This window comes from Pseudomonas sp. IT-P100, from assembly GCF_949767185.1.
In the GTDB taxonomy this organism is placed as follows: domain Bacteria; phylum Pseudomonadota; class Gammaproteobacteria; order Pseudomonadales; family Pseudomonadaceae; genus Aquipseudomonas; species Aquipseudomonas fluorescens_B.
Genome location: NZ_CATKQK010000011.1, coordinates 544,013 through 563,268 on the forward strand (window position 1 = coordinate 544,013; position 19,256 = coordinate 563,268).

Consider the following 19,256-nt stretch of genomic DNA (forward strand, 5'->3'; position numbering starts at 1 on the left):
TTCGCCCCGTCCTCAGCGATGAGGGGCTATAGCTCAGCTGGGAGAGCGCTTGCATGGCATGCAAGAGGTCGACGGTTCGATCCCGTCTAGCTCCACCAATTTACACTTCAAGGTCTGGCCACACCGGCCTTGAAGCGATCAACACTCAGCGTTGATCTGTTGTATAGAAGGGTTTGCGTCCCCTTCGTCTAGTGGCCTAGGACACCGCCCTTTCACGGCGGTAACAGGGGTTCGAGTCCCCTAGGGGACGCCAGTTTTACAGAAGCGATGTTGCAAGATGTCGCTCCGCCGCGAGGCGAAAAATCCGGGGCTATAGCTCAGCTGGGAGAGCGCCTGCATGGCATGCAGGAGGTCAGCGGTTCGATCCCGCTTAGCTCCACCAATTTTACAGTTCAAGGTCTGGCCACACCGGCCTTGAATCGATCAGCCCTCAGCACTGATCAGTTGTATAGAAGGTTTTGCGTCCCCTTCGTCTAGTGGCCTAGGACACCGCCCTTTCACGGCGGTAACAGGGGTTCGAGTCCCCTAGGGGACGCCACGATTACCCGCTCTGCGGGATTTTATAAGGGTCATTCAATTATTGAATGGCCCTTTTGTTTGTCTGGCGTTTGGCCAAATCCCCTCATTTCTTTCAAACTGTGCTTCAGACCAACGGTCACACCCACGACTTGCGTAAAATTATTATGAGAATAATATTCTAGTCGTAATATTCGGAGGCAACGATGAACGATAAAAAAGCTCAAACCCGCGAACGCATCCTCAAGGCCGCCAGCGCAGCGCTGATTCAGCGCGGCCCGGCCGAACCGAGCGTGGGCGAAGTGATGGGCGCAGCCGGCCTGACGGTGGGCGGCTTCTATGCGCACTTCGAAAGCAAGGACGCAATGATGCTGGAAGCGTTCAAGCAACTGCTCGGTCATCGCCGTGGCCTGATCGCCGACATGGACACCGAATTGACCGGCGAAGAACGTCGCGCCTTGGTCGCTGCGTTTTACCTGTCACGCAAACACCGTGATTCCTCTGAGTCGGCATGCCCGATCCCGGCGTCTGTCGGTGAGCTGGGTCGCCTGCCGGACGCGTTTCGCGTGGCGTTGAATGAGCATGTGGAAATGATGGTCGCGCAGTTGGCGGCCAGCCCGGAAGACACCGACAAAGCCTTGGCCGACATGGCCTTGATGGTGGGTGGTTTGGCTCTGGCGCGAGCGTTGGGGCCGGGAGAGTTATCCGATCGATTGCTGCGTGCCGCCAAGTCGGCGGTGATATGACCTGAAGGCAATGGCCTGAGGAGTGAGAGCGATGAGCACGTTAAAGTGGGTTCGTGGCGTTAATGGCACCTTGGGCTGGTTTGCACCGAAACTGGTCGCAAGCAAAATGCGACTGGCATTCATGACGCCGCGGGATCTGCCGCCGCGAGACTGGGAATTGCCTCTGCTGGCGAAATCCGAGCGCATCACTTTACGCTTCGGCCTTTCAGCGTTGCGCTGGGGGCAAGGCCCGGCGGTGTTGCTGATGCACGGTTGGGAAGGCCGGCCGACGCAGTTTGCCAGCCTGATTACCGCGCTGGTGGATGCCGGTTACACCGTCGTCGCGTTGGATGGGCCTGCCCATGGTCGCTCACCGGGCAATGAAGCAAACGTCGCGCTGTTCGCCCGGGCCATGCTCGAGGCCGCCGCCGAGTTGCCGCCGCTGCAGGCGGTCATCGGTCACTCGATGGGCGGTGCCAGTGCCATGCTCGCCGTTCAGTTGGGTTTGCGCACTGAAACCCTGGTGACGATTGCTGCGCCGGCGCGAATTCTCGCGGTGCTGCGTGGTTTTGCCCGTTACGTGCGACTGCCGCCAAAAGCCCGTTCGGCGTTCATCCGCCAGGTAGAGAAAGACGTTGGCATGCGTGCCGCTGCACTGGATGTCTCGCACTATCAACTCGACATGCCCGGGCTGATCGTTCACGCCGAAGACGACTGCTTCGTTCCGGTCAAGGAGTCCCAGCTGATCCACGAAGCCTGGTTCGACAGCCGTCTGTTGCGACTGGAAGAAGGCGGTCATCAACGGGTATTGGCTGACCCTCGGGTGATTGATGGCGTGTTATCACTGCTGGCCGGCCGCAGCCTGCAATCGCGCCAATCGGCCTGAGCATCCGTTACACTGCCCCGGTCGACATAATCTGACCGGGAGTGGGGCATGGGCTGGGATCGGGCAACGCCATTTATCATTGATCTGGAGGTGGGCGCCGAGGACATCGACGGGTTGGGTCACGCGAACAACGCGGTGTATGTGACCTGGCTCGAGCGCTGCGCCTGGCGCCACTCTCAGCGGCTTGGCCTGGACCTGGTCGAGTACCGGCGGCTTGATCGGGCGATGGCGGTGGTGCGGCACGAGATCGATTACCTGGCTGCGGCCTACGAGGGCGATGAGTTGCAACTGGCGACCTGGATCGTCGATTGGGACCAGCGTCTGAAAATGACCCGGCACTTCCAGCTGAAACGCCCCAGCGACAACACCACGTTGCTGCGGGCGCAGACCACGTTTGTCTGTATCGAATTGTCCACGGGCAAGCCCAAGCGCATGCCCGCCGAATTCATCGAAGGCTACGGCCCGGCGTTGCAGGTTCCGAGCTGACACGATCGCTGTGGCGAGGGAGCAAGCTCCCACGCCACAGCGGTATGAACAAGTCTTTCGACAGGGAATCCAGTAAACTGCCGCACGTTTTTCGTCGAGTGTGTTTTTCATGCAAATTGCTTTGGCACCCATGGAGGGGTTGGTCGACAACATCCTGCGGGACGTGCTGACCCGTGTGGGCGGTATCGATTGGTGCGTCACCGAGTTCATCCGGATCAACGATCAGTTGCTCACGCCTGCCTATTTCCACAAGTTCGGCCCTGAATTGCTGACGGGCGCACGCACGGCGTCTGGCGTGCCTTTGCGCGTGCAACTATTGGGCTCCGATCCGGTGTGCCTGGCGGAAAACGCCGCGCTGGCCTGCGAGCTGGGCTCCGAAGTCATCGACCTGAATTTCGGTTGCCCGGCCAAAACCGTCAACAAGTCGCGCGGTGGCGCGGTGTTGCTCAAAGAGCCTGAGCTGCTGAATCAGATCGTCGAGCATGTCCGCCGCGCCGTTCCAGCGCACATTCCGGTCACTGCGAAAATGCGCCTGGGCTTCGACAGCCCCGACGGTTCGCTGGTCTGCGCCACGGCCCTGGCCGAAGGCGGCGCGGAACACATCGTGGTGCATGCGCGGACCAAGATGGACGGTTACAAACCACCGGCACATTGGGAGTGGATTCCCCGAGTGCAGGAGGTGGTCAAGGTTCCGGTGTTCGCCAATGGTGATATCTGGAGCGTCGAGGACTGGCGCCGTTGCCGAGAAATCAGCGGCGTGGAAGACATCATGCTCGGCCGCGGGCTGGTGTCGCGTCCGGACCTGGCCCGGCAAATCGCTGCCGCCCGTGCCGGTGAAGAAGTGGTCGAAATGAGCTGGGCCGAACTGCTGCCGCTGATTCAGGATTTCTGGCTGCAAGCCAAGGCGCAGATGACGGCGCGCCAATCGCCGGGTCGCCTGAAGCAGTGGCTGGCGATGCTGACGCGCAATTATCCCGAAGCGGTTGAGCTGTTCACCGTCCTGCGCCGTGAAACCGAACTGGATCAGGTCTCGCGTTTGCTGGGGTTACAGGTGTTGGAGGCGGCTTAAAAAAATTTGAAAAAATCTCTTGAAAAGCAATCGGCGGTCCTTATTTAAGGATTACGCGATGCCGAATTCGGGTCGCGGAGACAAAAAAACTTGCTGATATGTTTTCAGGAGATTTGAATCATGAGCACTGCATTTTCCATGGCACCACTGTTCCGTTCCTCGGTCGGTTTCGATCGTTTCAACGACCTTTTCGAAACCGCACTGCGCAATGAGCCAGGCAGCACCTATCCACCTTACAACGTTGAAAAACACGGCGACGACCAATACCGCATCGTCGTAGCGGCCGCCGGTTTCCAGGAAGAAGACCTGGAACTGCAAGTGGAAAAAGGTGTGCTGACCATCAGTGGCGGCAAACGTGACGCGAACGAAGACGTCACTTATCTGTACCAGGGCATCGCGCAGCGGGCCTTCAAACTGTCCTTCCGCCTGGCGGACCATATCGAAATCAAGGCCGCCGGCCTGAGCAACGGTCTGTTGAGCATCGACCTGTTGAGGGTGGTTCCGGAAGAGGCGAAAGCCAAACGTATCCCGATCAACGGGACGCAAAAACCAGCACTGCAGCACTAAGGCAGGGCAATGAAAAGGGCGCCAATGGCGCCCTTTTTTTCTTTTTCCATGTAGGAGCTGCCGAAGGCAGCTCCTACACCGTCCGCTTTATTTCAGAAGCTTCTGAAACGCCTCCACCGGCAGCGGCGAACTGTGCAAATACCCTTGATAAAAATGGCAACCCAGCCCCTGCAAGAACTCAAGCTGCTCCGGGGTTTCCACCCCTTCGGCAATCACTTTCAATTGCAGGCTGCGAGCCATGGCGACGATGGCGCGGATGATTTCGGCATCGTTGGGGTCGGTGGTGGCGTCGCGGATGAATGACTGGTCGATTTTCAGTGTGTCCACCGGCAGTCGCTTGAGGTAGGTCAGCGAGGAATAACCGGTGCCGAAGTCGTCCATGGCGAAGCTCACGCCGATTTTTTTCAAGCGACGCATTTTGCTGATGGTGTCTTCCAGATTCTGGATGACGATGCCTTCGGTGATTTCCAGTTTCAGCAGCGAGCAGGGGAGGCCGTGGCTGAAGAGGCTGTGCTCGATACGCTCGACGAAGTCGTTCTGGCGGAATTGCCGCGGGCTGATGTTCACGCACAGGCTGAAATTCAATGGGTCGATCAGGCCCTTTGCGATCAACTTTTTAAAGGCCGCGCACACTTCGTCGACGATCCAGGTGCCGACCTCCAGAATCAACCCGCTGTCTTCCAGCACCTTGATGAATTCGGTCGGCGATTGGGCGCCGAGTTCCGGGTGGCTCCAGCGCACCAGCGCTTCGGCGCCGACGATACGGTTGTCGCGAGCATCCACTTGAGGCTGGTAATGCACCTCGAACTCGCCCCGGGAAAGGGCCAGGCGCAAGTCGGTTTCCATGCGCAGGCGTTCACTGGCGGCCTTCTGCATGGTGTTGTGGTACATCTGCGTGGTGTTGCGCCCGGAATCCTTGGCCCGATAAAGCGCAATGTCGGCGCGTTTGAGCAGGTCGGTCGGGGTCGAGCCGTGATCGGGAATCAGCGCGATGCCGATACTCGGCGTCACTTGCAGGCGTTGACCATCAAGGAACATCGGTTCGGACAACAGCTCGCGCAAGGTGTCCGCGAGGTCACGGACCTGGGCGCTGACTTCATTACGCGAGCCTTCCAGGCCGCTGAGCAACACCACGAATTCGTCGCCGCCCAGCCGGGCGACGGTGTCTTCCATGCGCACGCTGGCTTCAAGGCGGGCGGTGATGATCTTCAGCACCGTGTCGCCCACCGGGTGGCCGAGCGAATCGTTGATGTGCTTGAAGTGGTCGAGATCGAGAAACATAAGGGCGCCACGCAGGTTGTGGCGTTTGAGTAGGGCGATCTGCTGGCTCAGGCGGTCCATCAACAGTGCGCGGTTCGGCAGGTTGGTCAGCGGGTCGTGGTAGGCCAGGTGACGGATCTGCGCTTCGGCGTTTTTCAGCAGGCTGACGTCCCGCGCGGTCAGCAGCAGGCAAGCGGTTTCGTTGAGCGTGATCGGTTCCACCGACACTTCGACGGTCAGCAGTTCGCCGCGCTTGTTGCGGCCGAGCATTTCCTGGTGATGCACCCGGCCCTTGATCTGTAGCTCGGCCAGCAGCGCCGAGCGTTGTTTTTCTTCGGCCCAGATGCCGACCTGGTAGACCGTGCGGCCGACCACTTCATCGGCGCGATAGCCGGTCAGTCGGCAGAAACCATCATTGACCTCCAGATAACGCCCGGTGTCGCGCTCGGTGATGGTGATGGCGTCAGGGCTGGAGTGGAAGGCCTTGGCGAACTTCTCTTCGCTGGCCTTGAGCGCCGCTTCCGAACGTTGTTGCTGGGTGATGTCGCGCAAGGTGGTGACGATGCACGGCTGGTCGCCGACGCTGATCTGTCGACTGGATATCACGCAGGTCAGCGATTGACCGTCCTTGTGCTGAACGAGGATGGCCACGTTGTTCAGGCCCTGTTCGCGGATGACTTGCTCGATCCGGCGCAGGCTTTTTGCCGACGCGTCCCACAGGCCGATTTCGTCGGCGCTGCGGCCAATCACCTCGACGGTGCTCCAGCCGAAGGTCTGGGTAAAACTGGAGTTGATCTCGATGAACTGGCCGGTGTCCTGGCGAGTGACGCAGATCGGGTCCGGACTGACCTGGAACAGGGTGGCAAACTTTTCTTCGGAGGCGACCAGTTTCTGTTCGCGCTCGACCTGATCGGTGATGTCCAGCAAGGTGCCGGCCATGCGCAATGGGGCGCCGTTTTCATCGCGATAGAGGCGGGCGCGGCTTTCCAGGTAGCGCGAAGTGCCGTCCTCAAGTTGCACGCGGTAGGTCAGCTGATAGTTGCCCGCCGGGCCTTCACGCAGGCTGCGGTAGGCATCGCGCATGCTGTCGCGCTCTTCGCCGGGCACACCTTCGAAAAACGCTTCGAACGACTCATGGAACGGTATGGGATCCAGCCCGTGCAGTTGCGCGGCCCGGGCCGAGCCGTAAAGCATGCCGCTGGGAATGTGCCAGTCCCAAGTGCCGAGTTGTGCCGAGTCCAGCGCCAGATCAAGGCGTTCCTGGCTGTCTTTCAGGGCGAGCTCGGCGATCTTGCGCTCAGTGGTGTCGAGGAAGGTGCTGAGCAGAAAGGGCTGGCCCTCGAGTTCGACTTTCTGCGCGCTGAGGATGCCGTCGTGGACCTGGCCATTGCTGGCCCGAAACTGCACTTCCATACTGACCAATTCGCCTTTGGCCTTGGTCGCCTTGACCAGTTTCTCCCGTTGCTCAGGGTGAACCCACAAACCCAGTTCAATGGTGGTGCGGCCAATCGCGTTTTGCACCGGCCAGCCGAACAGGCTTTCGAAATACTGGTTGGCTTCGGTGATCAAGCCGTCTTCCTGGCGGGTCAGCAGCACCATGTTCGGACACAGGTGAAACAGCGTCGCGAAACGTTTTTCCGAGCTGCTCAGGGCCTGTTCACGCTGGCGCTGATGGGTGATTTCGCGGATCACCCCGATCATGCGCGGCCGACCGTGTTTATCCGGTAGCAAACTGCCATTGATCTCCAGCCAGTGCAGGCTGCCATCGGGCCAGCGGATGCGGTGGTGCATCGCCTGCTCCAGCGGGGCGCCGGCAATCACCGCGTGGAACGCGCGAATGGTTTTGGCCCGATCTTCGGGCGGCAGCAGGTCGAGGTATTCCAGGTCGGCCGGCAACGGCTGCCGGGGATCGAAGCCGAACAAAGCCTGCGTGCCCCGCGACCAGCTGATCTGCCCGCGCTCAATGTCCCAATACCAGGCGCCCAGCCGTGCGCCGTTGAGGGCGGCCAGCAACTGCGGCGCGCTTTCCCAGCTCTGCTCGGACCGTTTCGGGTCAAGCGCCTGTATACGTGGCATCGGCGGAATACGGTCAACAGATTTCGGCATTGGCAGGCCTTGGGCTGAATTGGGCGTTAGGCACAGGAATTCGCGGCTCTATAGGCGTAGCACAAGTTAGCCTGGAGTCCCTGGCAAATCGATTTGTGCATCCAGCAAGGCCATGAAGGCCCGTGCTGCGTTCGACAGCGTCCGTTCGGTGTGCAAGATATAGCCTAGCTGGCGAGACAGTTGTATGCCCGGCAAAGGTATTCGTGCAACTTGATCGTCGAGCATGGTGCGCGGCAACACGCTCCAGGCCAGGCCGATCGAGACCATCATCTTGATGGTTTCCAGATAATTCGTGCTCATGGCGATATTCGGCGTCAGGCCTTGCGCTTCGAACAGGCGCTGGACGATGTGGTGAGTAAAGGTGTTGCCGCCGGGGAATACGGCCGGGTGCAGGGCAATGTCCGCCAGGGTCACCGCGCCATTGCTGATCAATGAATGCTCCGGGGCGACCACGAAATCCAGCGGGTCGTCCCACACCGGCGTGGCCTTGACCAGCGCGTGGGGCTCCGGCGCGAGGGTGATGACCGCCAGTTCGGCACGGCCGTGGAGAATTTCTTCGTAGGCCACTTCCGAATCGAGGAACTGAATATCCAGCGCGACTTGCGGGTAACGGCGGGTGAATTCCCTCAATAAGGGCGGCAAACGGTGCAGGCCGATGTGGTGACTGGTGGCCAGGGTCAGGCGGCCGCTGACCTCGCCGGTCAGGTTGGTCAGGGCGCGGCGGGTGTCGTCCAGCACGTTCAGAATCTGATAAGCCCGTGGCAGCAGGGCTCGACCGGCCTCGGTCAGCCCGACTTCGCGGCCCAGGCGGTCAAACAGGCGCACCTTCAACTGCTGCTCCAGCCCGGCAATGCGTTTACTGATCGCCGGCTGTGTCAGGTGCAGCCGTTCACCGGCGCCGGAGAAGCTTCCGGTCTCGGCGATGGCAATAAAGGCATTGAGGTTGGCGAGGTCCATTGCTGTATTCCAGTTGGTTATCCAAAGCATAAAAAATATGAATTTGAGTTATTTAATGTAACCCCCTAGGATCGACCTCACAAGCCAAAGGGTTATTGAAAATCTCAAGACCCGGGGCATAGAAACAAGCTGATGAGGAACCGTCTGATGGCCGGCAAAACGCTCTACGACAAGCTCTGGGATTCGCATTTGGTCAAGCAGCGCGACGATGGCTCTGCGCTGATCTACATCGATCGTCACATCATCCACGAAGTGACCTCGCCGCAAGCCTTTGAAGGCCTGCGTCTGGCCGGGCGCAAGCCTTGGCGCATCGATGCCAACATCGCGACCCCGGACCACAACGTACCGACCACGCCGGAGCGCAAGGGCGGCATTGACGCCATTGTCGACCAGGTCTCGCGTTTGCAGGTCCAGACCCTCGACGACAACTGCGATGAATATGGCATCGTCGAATTCAAGATGAATGATGTGCGTCAAGGCATCGTGCACGTGATCGGCCCGGAGCAGGGCGCGACCTTGCCGGGCATGACCGTGGTTTGCGGCGACTCCCACACCTCGACCCACGGCGCATTCGGTGCTCTGGCTCACGGTATCGGCACTTCCGAGGTCGAGCACGTACTCGCCACCCAGTGCCTGGTCGCCAAGAAAATGAAGAACATGCTGGTGTCCGTCGAAGGCAAATTGCCGTTCGGCGTGACGGCCAAGGACATCGTTCTCGCGGTCATTGGCAAGATCGGCACCGCCGGCGGTAACGGCCATGCGATCGAGTTCGCCGGTAGCGCGATTCGCGATCTGTCGGTCGAAGGCCGCATGACCATCTGCAACATGTCCATCGAGGCCGGCGCTCGCGTAGGCCTGGTGGCAGCGGATGAAAAAACCGTGGCTTATGTGAAGGGTCGTCCATTTGCCCCGAAAGGCGCGGAATGGGACTTGGCTGTCGAAGCCTGGAAAGACCTGGTGACGGATAAAGACGCCACGTTCGACACCATCGTCGAGCTCGACGCGACCCAGATCAAGCCGCAAGTCAGCTGGGGCACCTCGCCCGAGATGGTGTTGGCCGTTGACCAGAACGTTCCCGATCCTGCGAAGGAAATGGACCTGGTCAAGCGTGGCTCCATCGAACGCGCTTTGAAATACATGGGTTTGACCGCCAATCAGGCGATCACCGACATCCAGCTCGACCGTGTTTTCATTGGCTCCTGCACCAACTCGCGGATCGAAGACCTGCGCGCTGCAGCTGTCATCGCCAAGGGCCGCAAAGTGGCTTCGACCATCAAGCAGGCCATTGTGGTGCCGGGTTCGGGCCTGGTGAAGGCGCAGGCCGAGTCGGAAGGCCTGGACAAGATTTTCCTCGACGCCGGTTTTGAATGGCGCGAGCCGGGTTGCTCGATGTGCCTGGCGATGAACCCGGACCGTTTGGAGTCGGGCGAGCATTGCGCATCGACCTCCAACCGTAACTTTGAAGGCCGTCAGGGCGCCGGTGGTCGTACCCACCTCGTGAGCCCGGCCATGGCCGCCGCCGCCGCTGTGAACGGTCGTTTTGTCGACGTCCGTGAATTGATCTAAGGAGCGCAGCATGAAAGCTTTTACCCAGCACACTGGTCTTGTCGCGCCTCTGGATCGTGCCAACGTCGACACCGACCAGATCATTCCGAAGCAGTTCCTGAAGTCGATCAAGCGCACCGGTTTTGGCTCGAACCTGTTCGATGAGTGGCGTTATCTGGATGTGGGCCAGCCGTATCAGGACAACTCCAAGCGTCCGCTGAACAAGGACTTTGTCCTCAATGCCGAGCGTTATCAAGGCGCCAGCGTGTTGCTGGCCCGCGAAAACTTCGGTTGCGGTTCCAGTCGTGAACACGCGCCGTGGGCGCTGGAAGAGTACGGTTTCCGCAGCATCATTGCGCCGAGCTACGCCGACATCTTCTTCAACAACAGCTTCAAGAACGGCTTGCTGCCGATCATCTTGAGCGACGCTGAGGTGGATGAGCTGTTCCAGCAGGTTGAAGCGAATCCTGGCTACCAGTTGCAGGTGGATCTCGAAGCTCAGACCGTGACCCGGCCAGATGGCAAAGTGTTGAGCTTCGAAATCGACGCATTCCGTAAGCATTGCCTGCTCAATGGCCTGGACGACATTGGTTTGACCTTGCAGGACCACGAGGCGATTGCGACGTTTGAAGCCAAGCACCGGGCGAGCCAGCCCTGGTTGTTTCGCGACGCGTAAGTTTGCGTAAGGCGTGATGACGCCATCGCCAGCAGGCTGGCCCCACATTGATTTGCGGCGTTCACAAAACCCTGTGGGAACGAGCTTTCTGGCGATGACGACAGTTCAGACAACACACATATCAAGGATATGACTATGACCAGCACCGCCCAGCACACTCAGGTTGTACAAAAGCAATTCGGTGAACAGGCCGCAGCCTATCTGAGCAGCGCCGTGCACGCTCAAGGCACCGAATTCGCACTGCTACAAGCCGAAGTGGCCGGGCAGGGCGATGCCCGAGTGCTGGACCTGGGTTGCGGCGCCGGCCACGTGAGTTTTCACGTGGCCCCGCTGGTCAAGGAAGTGGTGGCCTACGACCTGTCCCAGCAAATGCTCGACGTGGTCGCCGCCGCCGCCGTTGACCGCGGTTTGAGTAACGTGACCACGGCCCTAGGCGCCGCCGAACGCCTGCCGTTCGCCGATGGCGAGTTCGACTTCGTGTTCAGCCGTTATTCGGCGCACCATTGGAGTGATCTCGGCCTGGCCCTGCGCGAAGTCCGTCGGGTACTGAAGCCGGGCGGCGTGGCGGCGTTCGTCGATGTGTTGTCACCGGGCAGTCCGTTGTTCGACACTTATCTGCAAAGCGTCGAAGTGCTGCGCGACACCAGCCATGTGCGCGATTATTCCGCCGGCGAGTGGTTGCGCCAGGTCAGCGAGGCGGGGCTGCACACTCGCAGCACCACGCGCCAGCGCCTGCGTCTGGAGTACAACAGCTGGGTCGAGCGCATGCGCACGCCACAGGTGATGCGCGCCGCGATCCGCGAGTTGCAGCAGTCGATGGGCAATGAAGTGCGCGAATATTTTGAGATTGAACCCGATGGTTCATTCAGTACCGATGTGCTTGTGCTGATGGCCGAGCGATAGAATTTTTCCGGGTGTGCTCAAGGGCACACCGATTGAAGACATGAGGAAAGCATGAGCAAGCAGATTCTGATTCTCCCGGGTGACGGCATTGGTCCGGAAATCATGGCCGAAGCGGTCAAGGTGCTGGAACTGGCCAACGACAAGTACAACCTGGGCTTCGAGCTGAGCCACGACGTGATCGGCGGCGCCGCCATCGACAAGCACGGCGTGCCACTGGCCGACGAAACCCTGGAACGTGCCCGCGCAGCCGACGCTGTCTTGCTGGGCGCCGTGGGCGGTCCGAAATGGGACGCCATCGAGCGTGACATCCGTCCTGAGCGCGGCCTGCTGAAAATTCGTGCGCAACTGGGCCTGTTCGGCAACCTGCGCCCGGCGATCCTGTACCCGCAACTGGCCGAGGCTTCCAGCCTGAAAGCCGAAATCGTTTCCGGTCTGGACATCCTGATCGTTCGCGAACTGACCGGCGGTATCTACTTCGGCGCGCCACGCGGCACCCGTACCCTGGAAAACGGCGAGCGTCAGTCCTACGACACGCTGCCGTACAGCGAAAGCGAAATCCGCCGCATCGCCCGTGTCGGTTTCGACATGGCCATGGTACGTGGCAAGAAGCTGTGCTCGGTGGACAAGGCCAACGTCCTGGCTTCCAGCCAGTTGTGGCGGGAAATCGTCGAGGAAGTGGCCAAGGATTACCCGGAAGTCGAACTGAGCCACATGTACGTCGACAACGCCGCCATGCAACTGGTGCGCGCACCGAAGCAGTTCGACGTGATCGTCACCGACAACATGTTTGGCGACATCCTGTCCGACCAGGCGTCGATGCTCACCGGTTCCATCGGCATGCTGCCCTCGGCGTCCCTGGACACCCACAACAAGGGCATGTACGAGCCGTGCCACGGCTCTGCGCCGGACATCGCGGGCAAAGGCATCGCCAACCCGCTGGCGACCATTTTGTCGGTGTCGATGATGTTGCGCTACAGCTTCAACCAGCAGGGCGCGGCGGATGCGATCGAGAAAGCCGTCAGTCTGGTTCTGGACCAAGGCCTGCGTACGGGTGACATCTGGTCGACCGGTTGCACTAAAGTCGGTACGCAGGAAATGGGTGACGCAGTAGTCGCCGCGCTGCGGAATCTGTAATCTCTCGGGCCCGCTGCAACTTTCACTCTTGAAAGCAGCGGCCCACTTTTTAAGAAGGTGTAGTTGCGATGAAACGTGTAGGTCTGATCGGTTGGCGCGGTATGGTCGGTTCCGTGCTCATGCAGCGGATGCTGGAAGAGCAGGATTTCGATCTTATCGAGCCGGTGTTTTTCACCACTTCCAATGTCGGTGGCCAAGGCCCGTCCGTGGGCAAGGACATTGCTCCGCTCAAGGACGCTTACAGCATTGAAGAGCTGAAAACCCTCGACGTGATTCTGACCTGCCAGGGTGGCGACTACACCAGCGAAGTCTTCCCGAAACTGCGCGAAGCCGGCTGGCAGGGTTACTGGATCGACGCCGCTTCCAGCCTGCGCATGCAGGATGACGCGGTGATCGTGCTGGACCCGGTGAACCGCAAGGTCATCGATCAGCAGCTCGACGCGGGCACCAAGAACTACATCGGCGGCAACTGCACCGTCAGCCTGATGCTGATGGGCCTGGGCGGTCTGTTCGAGGCCGGTCTGGTCGAGTGGATGAGCGCTATGACTTATCAGGCGGCCTCCGGTGGCGGCGCGCAGCACATGCGTGAACTGATCAAGCAAATGGGTGTGACTCACGCCGCTGTCGCCGATCAACTGGCAGACCCGGCCAGTGCCATCCTCGACATCGACCGCCGTGTCGCCGAAGCCATGCGCAGCGACGCGTACCCGACCGAAAACTTCGGTGTACCGTTGGCCGGCAGCCTGATCCCGTGGATCGACAAGGAACTGCCGAACGGTCAGAGCCGCGAAGAGTGGAAAGCCCAGGCCGAGACCAACAAGATCCTCGGTCGCTTCAAGAGCCCGATCCCGGTGGATGGCATCTGCGTACGCATCGGCGCCATGCGTTGCCACAGCCAGGCGCTGACCATCAAGCTGAACAAAGATGTGCCGATCGCCGACATCGAAGGGCTGATCAGCCAGCACAACCCATGGGTCAAGCTGGTGCCGAACAACCGCGACATCAGCATGCAGGAGCTGAGCCCGACCAAGGTCACCGGCACCCTGAATGTTCCGGTGGGTCGTCTGCGCAAGCTGAACATGGGTTCGCAGTTCGTCGGCGCGTTCACCGTCGGCGACCAGCTGCTGTGGGGCGCGGCCGAGCCGCTGCGTCGCATGCTGCGGATTCTGCTTGAGCGTTGATTGATTGAAGCAATGAAAGAGCCCGTGCCTTGAAAGAGGTGCGGGTTTTTTTATTCCCGGTAGTCTGACATTGATCAGGTGCTTGCCATCCACCCCTCTCACCCCAGGGTTTATCCCTAGGCCTAGACACAAGCGGGCTTGCTCGCGAAGGGGCCGGAACAGACGCCGCAGACCCAGGCCGAATTGCCTGCACGCCACCCACCCGGTAAAGTGCCGCTCCCCCCGTTTCGCCAGAGGTAGAACCATGAGCCAGTCCTTTGATATTGCCGTGATCGGCGCCACCGGTACTGTTGGCGAAACGCTGGTGCAGATACTCGAAGAACGCGACTTTCCGGTCGGCAATTTGCACCTGCTGGCCAGTAGCGAATCCGCCGGGCATTCGGTGCCGTTTCGCGGCAAGAACGTGCGGGTGCGGGAAGTCGATGAGTTCGACTTCAGCAAAGTGCAGTTGGTGTTTTTCGCCGCAGGCCCGGCGGTGACCTTGAGTTTCGCCTCGCGCGCCACGGCCGCCGGGTGCTCGCTGATCGATCTGTCCGGCGCCTTGCCGGCCGATCAGGCGCCGCAAGTGGTGCCGGAAGCCAATGCCCGGGTGTTGGCCGGCCTGAAAAAGCCATTCCAGGTCAGCAGCCCAAGCCCGTCGGCCACCACATTGGCCGTGGTGCTCGCACCGTTGCTGGGTCTGCTCGACTTGCAACGCGTCAATGTGACCGCCAGTCTGGCCGTTTCTGCCCAGGGCCGCGAAGCCGTTACAGAGCTGGCACGCCAAACCGCCGAACTGCTCAATGTGCGTCCGCTGGAGCCGACTTTTTTCGATCGGCAGATGGCTTTCAACCTGCTGGCGCAAGTCGGCAAGCCGGATGATCAAGGCCATACGCTGCTGGAAAAACGTCTGGTGCGTGAGCTGCGTCAGGTCATGGCTTTGCCTTTATTAAAGATTTCCGTCACTTGCATTCAAGCCCCGGTGTTTTTTGGCGATAGCTTTAGTGTGACCTTGCAGTCAGCAAGCGTCGTGGACCTGGCAAAAATCAACGAAGCGCTGGAAGACGCACCCGGTGTAGAGCTGGTGGAAGCCGGTGATTACCCGACCGCTGTCGGCGATGCGGTAGGGCAGGATGTGGTCTACGTCGGTCGGGTTCGCGCTGGAATCGACGACCCGTCGGAACTTAATTTGTGGCTGACGTCAGATAACGTACGCAAAGGCGCGGCGCTCAATGCTGTGCAGGTGGCTGAATTGTTGATAAAAGACCTGCTGTAAAAGATACTTGGCAACAAATTACAGAATGATTCTAGCCGGGCGATGCCTGGCCGGATTGCTGAAGGCGAGCTACCCTGCGGGGCTTTCCGGGGCATGCAAGAAAAGTTCGCGCGCGACGACACTTCGCCGTCGCGCGCAATGCCTTGCGGCAGCGACTATCAACACCTTCTCGCTGGCCGAGGAATGTTCAAACAAAGGATGAGGCTATGGTTCAAGTTCGCAAACTGGTGTTAGCAATAGCGGCCGCCTCGGCGCTGTCCTCCGGTATGGCGCATGCCCTCGGACTCGGGGAGCTGACCCTGAAGTCGTCGGTGAACCAGCCGCTGGTGGCGGAAATCGAATTGCTCGACGTCAAGGAACTCACCGCTGCCGAAGTGGTGCCGAGCCTGGCGTCGCCCGAAGATTTCGCCAAGGCCGGTGTCGACCGCCAGGCATTCCTCAATGACCTGAGCTTCACCCCGGTGCTCAACGCCAGTGGTAAAAGCGTCCTGCGTGTGACCTCCAGCAAGCCGCTGTCCGAACCGATGGTGAAATTCCTGGTTCAGGTGATGTGGCCCAATGGTCGCCTGCTGCGCGATTACAGTGTGCTGCTCGATCCATCCAAATTCTCGCCGCAAACCGCTGAAGCGGCTGCGCAACCGGCGCCGACCCAGACGGTCACTGCTCCCGTGACGGGCGCCGCCAAACCGACCGAATACACCACCACGCCGCGCGATACCCTGTGGGAAATCGCTGCGAAGGCGCGTAATGGCGGCTCGGTTCAGCAAACCATGCTGGCCATCCAGGCGCTGAATCCGGATGCGTTCATCAACGGCAACATCAACCTGCTGAAGACCGGTCAGGTCCTGCGCCTGCCGGATCAGGCGCAGGCCACCAGCGTGCCGCAACCCAAAGCCATTGCTGAAGTCGCCGCGCAGAACACCGCGTGGCGTCAGGGCCGTCGCTATGTAGCCAAGCCTGGAACAGGACAGCAGCAACTCGACGCGACCAAACGCGCTCGCGGTGAAGGCACTCCTGCGCAGGCTGCCAAGGACAATTTGAGCCTGGTGTCCGCCGAGTCCGGCAAGGCCGGTGGCAAAGGTGCGGGCGGCGACGCCAAAGCCTTGAACAACAAGCTGGCCGTGACCCAGGAAAGCCTCGACACGACCCGTCGTGACAACGCTGAACTGAAAAGCCGCATGACCGATCTGCAAAGTCAGCTGGACAAGCTGCAACGCCTGATCGAGCTGAAGAACAATCAACTGGCCAAGTTACAGGCTGAAGGTGCTGCGGGTGCGCCGGCTGCTGCGACGACGGCGCCGGCCATCTCGGCCGAATTGAGCCCGACCCCTGCGCCTGTCGAAGGCGCGCCGGCGACGCCAGCCCCTTCGGCGACGGCCCCCGAAGCAACGCCGGCCCCGGCCGAGACGCCTGCCGAGCCAGCGCCTGCAACATCTGACGACCAGAAGTTTAATGAACTGCTGACCAATCCGTGGTTGCTGGGCATGGTCGGTGGCGGGGCGGTGGTTCTGCTGCTGTTGCTGCTATTGCTGGCCCGTCGCCGCAAAGCCCAGCAGGAAGCCGAGAAGCACCTGCGCATGGCGCGTGCGTTGTCCGAGGAGCAGGAGTTCTCTGCTGATCTGGACTTGCCTGAAAGCAGCTTTGAAGGTCTGGAAGTGCCGCCGCCAAGCGTGAAGCTCGCGACTGCACCGGCTCCTGCGCCAGCGCCGACCCCGGCACCGGCACCGGCTCCAGTGATTGCACCAGTGGTGGTAACGCCACCGATCGCCGCGCCATTGGTCGCGCCTGCCGCTGATCGCGATGACGACGTGCTGACCAAGGCGCAGTCGCACATGGCTGCCGGTCGCCTGAATCAGGCGGCTGCGTTGCTGGAAGACGGCATCAAACAAGAACCTCAGCGCAGTGACCTGCGTCTGAAGCTGATGGAAGTCTACGGTCAGCAGGGCGATCGCGATGCGTTCGTGGCCCAGGAGCGTCAGCTCGTGGCCAACGGCGAAAACTTTGCCCGTGTCGAAGAGCTGAAAAGCCGCTTCCCGGCCATGGCGGTCGTCGTGGCGGGTGGCCTGGCGGCTGCGGCTGTCGCCGCCGAACTGGACGCCCAGTACGTCAAGGACCTGCTGATGGACGAGCCCGAAGCCCCGGCCCCGGCACTGGCTGATGACGATTTCGATAGCGCGTTTGATCTGAGTCTGGATGATCTGGAAAATGCTTCTCCGGCGGTGGCTGCGCCTGAGCCGACGCCTTCGCCAGAGGCTTTGGCCGAACTGGATGAATTCCCGCTGGACGACGACCTGAGCTTTGAGTCGGTGCTGCAGCAGCAGACTGAAATCAAGGAAAATCTCGACGACCTGTCGGACTTCGACCTGGACATGGACCTCGGTGGCGACGCGTCGCCAGCGACCCTCGCTGAAGACGATTTCCTGTTGAGCCTGGATGACGACGTCAAGGACCTGCCTGCCGCTGAAGCGCCAGTCGTTCCTGAGGTGGCGCTGGACGATCTGGAGCTGCCGGCTGATTTCGATCTGTCGCTGGCCGATGAAATGGATGCTCCGGACGCCTTCGCGGCAGAGCTGGATGACGTCAACGCCGAGCTGGATCGTCTGTCCCAGAGCATCAGCGAGCCGACCTTCACCGCGGAAGACGCATTGGCCTCCGCCGCAGACGAGCCGGAATTCGATTTCCTCTCGGGCACCGACGAAGTCGCCACCAAACTCGACCTGGCCCAGGCCTACATCGACATGGGCGACGCCGACGGCGCACGGGACATCCTCAACGAGGTTGTGACCGAGGGAGATGCGGGTCAGAAGAGCGAAGCCAAGGAAATGCTTGCGCGTCTGGCTTGATTGATCGGTAAAGCGTAAACAAAACGGCAGCCCTTTGAGGCTGCCGTTTTTGTTTCTTGGGAGTGGCGAAATTCAATGTGCGAGCCAGCAAGCCCGCACCGACATTTGATTTTCTTAAGCCAGCAAATCCTCATAAAGCGCACCGAACGGCCGGGTAGGCTATCTATATAAAGAGGTCGGTATGGGCGCTGCAGCGGCACAAACGGCACGCGCCTCTGGCGTCCCGGTCCGGCGGCCTTATAATGCCCGCCTTTGCGTTGATCAGCAGGCTGTTACTCCTTGGCAAATATAGATAACCCGGCTGCCGAAATGGCGGCTGACGGCTTTTTCCGCATCGCCTTGGGCGTTGAATACAAAGGCTCGCGTTTTCGCGGCTGGCAGCGTCAGGCGTCCGGTGTGCTCACAGTGCAGGAGACCCTGGAAAAGGCCTTGTCCAAAGTCGCCGACTCACCGGTGTCGCTGCTCTGCGCCGGGCGCACGGATGCGGGCGTGCATGCCTGCGGTCAGGTGGTGCATTTCGACACGCAAGTCGAGCGTTCGATGAAAGCCTGGGTCATGGGCGCCAACATCAACTTGCCCCACGACGTCAGCGTCAGTTGGGCCAAGGTCATGCCCGCGCATTTCCATGCTCGGTTCAAGGCCATCGCCCGGCGCTATCGCTACGTGATCTACAACGACCAGATCCGCCCGGCGCACCTGAACGAAGAAATCACCTGGAATCACCGCCCCCTCGACGCCGAGCGCATGGCCGAGGCCGCGCAGTACCTGGTCGGCACCCACGACTTCAGTGCTTTTCGTGCGGGTCAGTGCCAGGCCAAGTCGCCGATCAAGGAATTGCATCACCTGCGTGTCACGCGCCACGGCAAGATGATCGTGCTGGATATTCGCGCCAGCGCTTTCCTGCACCACATGGTGCGCAACATTGCCGGAGTACTGATGACCATCGGTGCCGGCGAGCGTCCGGTGGAGTGGATGAAGGAAGTGCTGGAGAGCCGGATTCGCCGTTCCGGCGGGGTGACGGCGCATCCATTCGGCCTGTACCTGGTGCAGGTCGAGTACCGCGACGAGTTCGAATTGCCCGAGCGTTACATCGGTCCACACTTCTTGACCGGTTTCGCCGAACTTGACGGCTGACGCCCTCGAACGC

Annotated in this window: 15 protein-coding genes and 4 tRNA genes; 17 read left to right on the forward strand and 2 right to left on the reverse strand. The window is 60.5% G+C overall.

Translation table 11 applies throughout. The features are described from left to right. The first annotated feature begins 22 nt into the window (after window positions 1–22). From ACM6IQ_RS10690 to ACM6IQ_RS10730, 9 genes are all read left to right on the forward strand, one after another. A tRNA-Ala gene (locus tag ACM6IQ_RS10690) sits at window positions 23–98 on the forward strand. 79 nt (window positions 99–177) lie between these two features. Next, window positions 178–253: transfer RNA gene (locus tag ACM6IQ_RS10695), tRNA-Glu, on the forward strand. Between the two features lie 53 nt (window positions 254–306). After that, window positions 307–382 (forward strand) — tRNA-Ala (locus ACM6IQ_RS10700). 80 nt (window positions 383–462) lie between these two features. Further along, window positions 463–538, forward strand: a tRNA-Glu gene (locus tag ACM6IQ_RS10705). Between the two features lie 184 nt (window positions 539–722). Further along, the gene (locus tag ACM6IQ_RS10710) at window positions 723–1,262 is read left to right on the forward strand and encodes a TetR/AcrR family transcriptional regulator (protein WP_017337622.1); all 540 of its coding nucleotides are present in this window, start codon (window positions 723–725) and stop codon (window positions 1,260–1,262) included. A gap of 31 nt (window positions 1,263–1,293) precedes the next feature. After that, window positions 1,294–2,127, forward strand: a complete 834-nt coding sequence (locus tag ACM6IQ_RS10715) for an alpha/beta fold hydrolase (RefSeq protein WP_017337623.1) — start codon at window positions 1,294–1,296, stop codon at window positions 2,125–2,127. Window positions 2,128–2,175: 48 nt separating this feature from the next. Further along, window positions 2,176–2,613, forward strand: a complete 438-nt coding sequence (locus ACM6IQ_RS10720; protein ID WP_017337624.1) for an acyl-CoA thioesterase — start codon at window positions 2,176–2,178, stop codon at window positions 2,611–2,613. A gap of 109 nt (window positions 2,614–2,722) precedes the next feature. Next, window positions 2,723–3,682 (forward strand): tRNA dihydrouridine synthase, encoded by a 960-nt coding sequence (locus ACM6IQ_RS10725; RefSeq protein ID WP_017337625.1) that lies wholly within the window; start codon window positions 2,723–2,725, stop codon window positions 3,680–3,682. A gap of 120 nt (window positions 3,683–3,802) precedes the next feature. Further along, window positions 3,803–4,249, forward strand: coding sequence for an Hsp20 family protein (locus ACM6IQ_RS10730; protein ID WP_414878698.1), 447 nt, complete (start codon window positions 3,803–3,805; stop codon window positions 4,247–4,249). Window positions 4,250–4,336: 87 nt separating this feature from the next. Here the strand turns inward: ACM6IQ_RS10730 and ACM6IQ_RS10735 are convergent, their stop codons facing one another. Both ACM6IQ_RS10735 and ACM6IQ_RS10740 read right to left on the reverse strand, forming a co-directional pair. Further along, window positions 4,337–7,615 (reverse strand): PAS domain S-box protein, encoded by a 3,279-nt coding sequence (locus ACM6IQ_RS10735; RefSeq protein ID WP_414878699.1) that lies wholly within the window; start codon window positions 7,613–7,615, stop codon window positions 4,337–4,339. A gap of 66 nt (window positions 7,616–7,681) precedes the next feature. Next, window positions 7,682–8,572: a LysR family transcriptional regulator gene (locus ACM6IQ_RS10740; RefSeq protein WP_017337628.1), complete on the reverse strand. Its 891-nt coding sequence runs from the start codon at window positions 8,570–8,572 to the stop codon at window positions 7,682–7,684. A 147-nt stretch (window positions 8,573–8,719) separates the two neighbouring features. Between ACM6IQ_RS10740 and leuC the strand changes: the two genes are divergently transcribed. The 8 genes from leuC to truA all read left to right on the forward strand — a co-directional run bounded on the left by leuC (window position 8,720) and on the right by truA (window position 19,243). Next, window positions 8,720–10,138 (forward strand): 3-isopropylmalate dehydratase large subunit, encoded by a 1,419-nt coding sequence (gene leuC, locus ACM6IQ_RS10745; protein WP_414878700.1) that lies wholly within the window; start codon window positions 8,720–8,722, stop codon window positions 10,136–10,138. Window positions 10,139–10,148: 10 nt separating this feature from the next. Next, complete coding sequence (leuD, locus tag ACM6IQ_RS10750) at window positions 10,149–10,793, forward strand: 3-isopropylmalate dehydratase small subunit (protein ID WP_414878701.1); 645 nt, start codon at window positions 10,149–10,151, stop codon at window positions 10,791–10,793. Window positions 10,794–10,928: 135 nt separating this feature from the next. Continuing rightward, window positions 10,929–11,696: a class I SAM-dependent methyltransferase gene (locus ACM6IQ_RS10755; protein ID WP_017337631.1), complete on the forward strand. Its 768-nt coding sequence runs from the start codon at window positions 10,929–10,931 to the stop codon at window positions 11,694–11,696. Window positions 11,697–11,747: 51 nt separating this feature from the next. After that, window positions 11,748–12,830, forward strand: coding sequence for a 3-isopropylmalate dehydrogenase (leuB, locus tag ACM6IQ_RS10760; protein WP_017337632.1), 1,083 nt, complete (start codon window positions 11,748–11,750; stop codon window positions 12,828–12,830). 68 nt (window positions 12,831–12,898) lie between these two features. Further along, on the forward strand, window positions 12,899–14,011 hold the full coding sequence (gene asd / locus ACM6IQ_RS10765; protein WP_414878702.1) for an aspartate-semialdehyde dehydrogenase: 1,113 nt from the start codon (window positions 12,899–12,901) through the stop codon (window positions 14,009–14,011). 244 nt (window positions 14,012–14,255) lie between these two features. Next, a complete protein-coding gene (locus ACM6IQ_RS10770) occupies window positions 14,256–15,266 on the forward strand; it encodes an aspartate-semialdehyde dehydrogenase (RefSeq protein WP_017337634.1) in 1,011 nt (336 codons plus the stop codon). A gap of 206 nt (window positions 15,267–15,472) precedes the next feature. Further along, window positions 15,473–18,109 carry a FimV/HubP family polar landmark protein gene (locus ACM6IQ_RS10775; RefSeq protein ID WP_414878703.1) on the forward strand — a complete coding sequence of 879 codons (2,637 nt, stop codon included), beginning with the start codon at window positions 15,473–15,475 and terminating at the stop codon, window positions 18,107–18,109. Window positions 18,110–18,418: 309 nt separating this feature from the next. Next, window positions 18,419–19,243, forward strand: a complete 825-nt coding sequence (truA, locus tag ACM6IQ_RS10780; protein ID WP_031318628.1) for a tRNA pseudouridine(38-40) synthase TruA — start codon at window positions 18,419–18,421, stop codon at window positions 19,241–19,243. Window positions 19,244–19,256 lie beyond the last annotated feature (13 nt).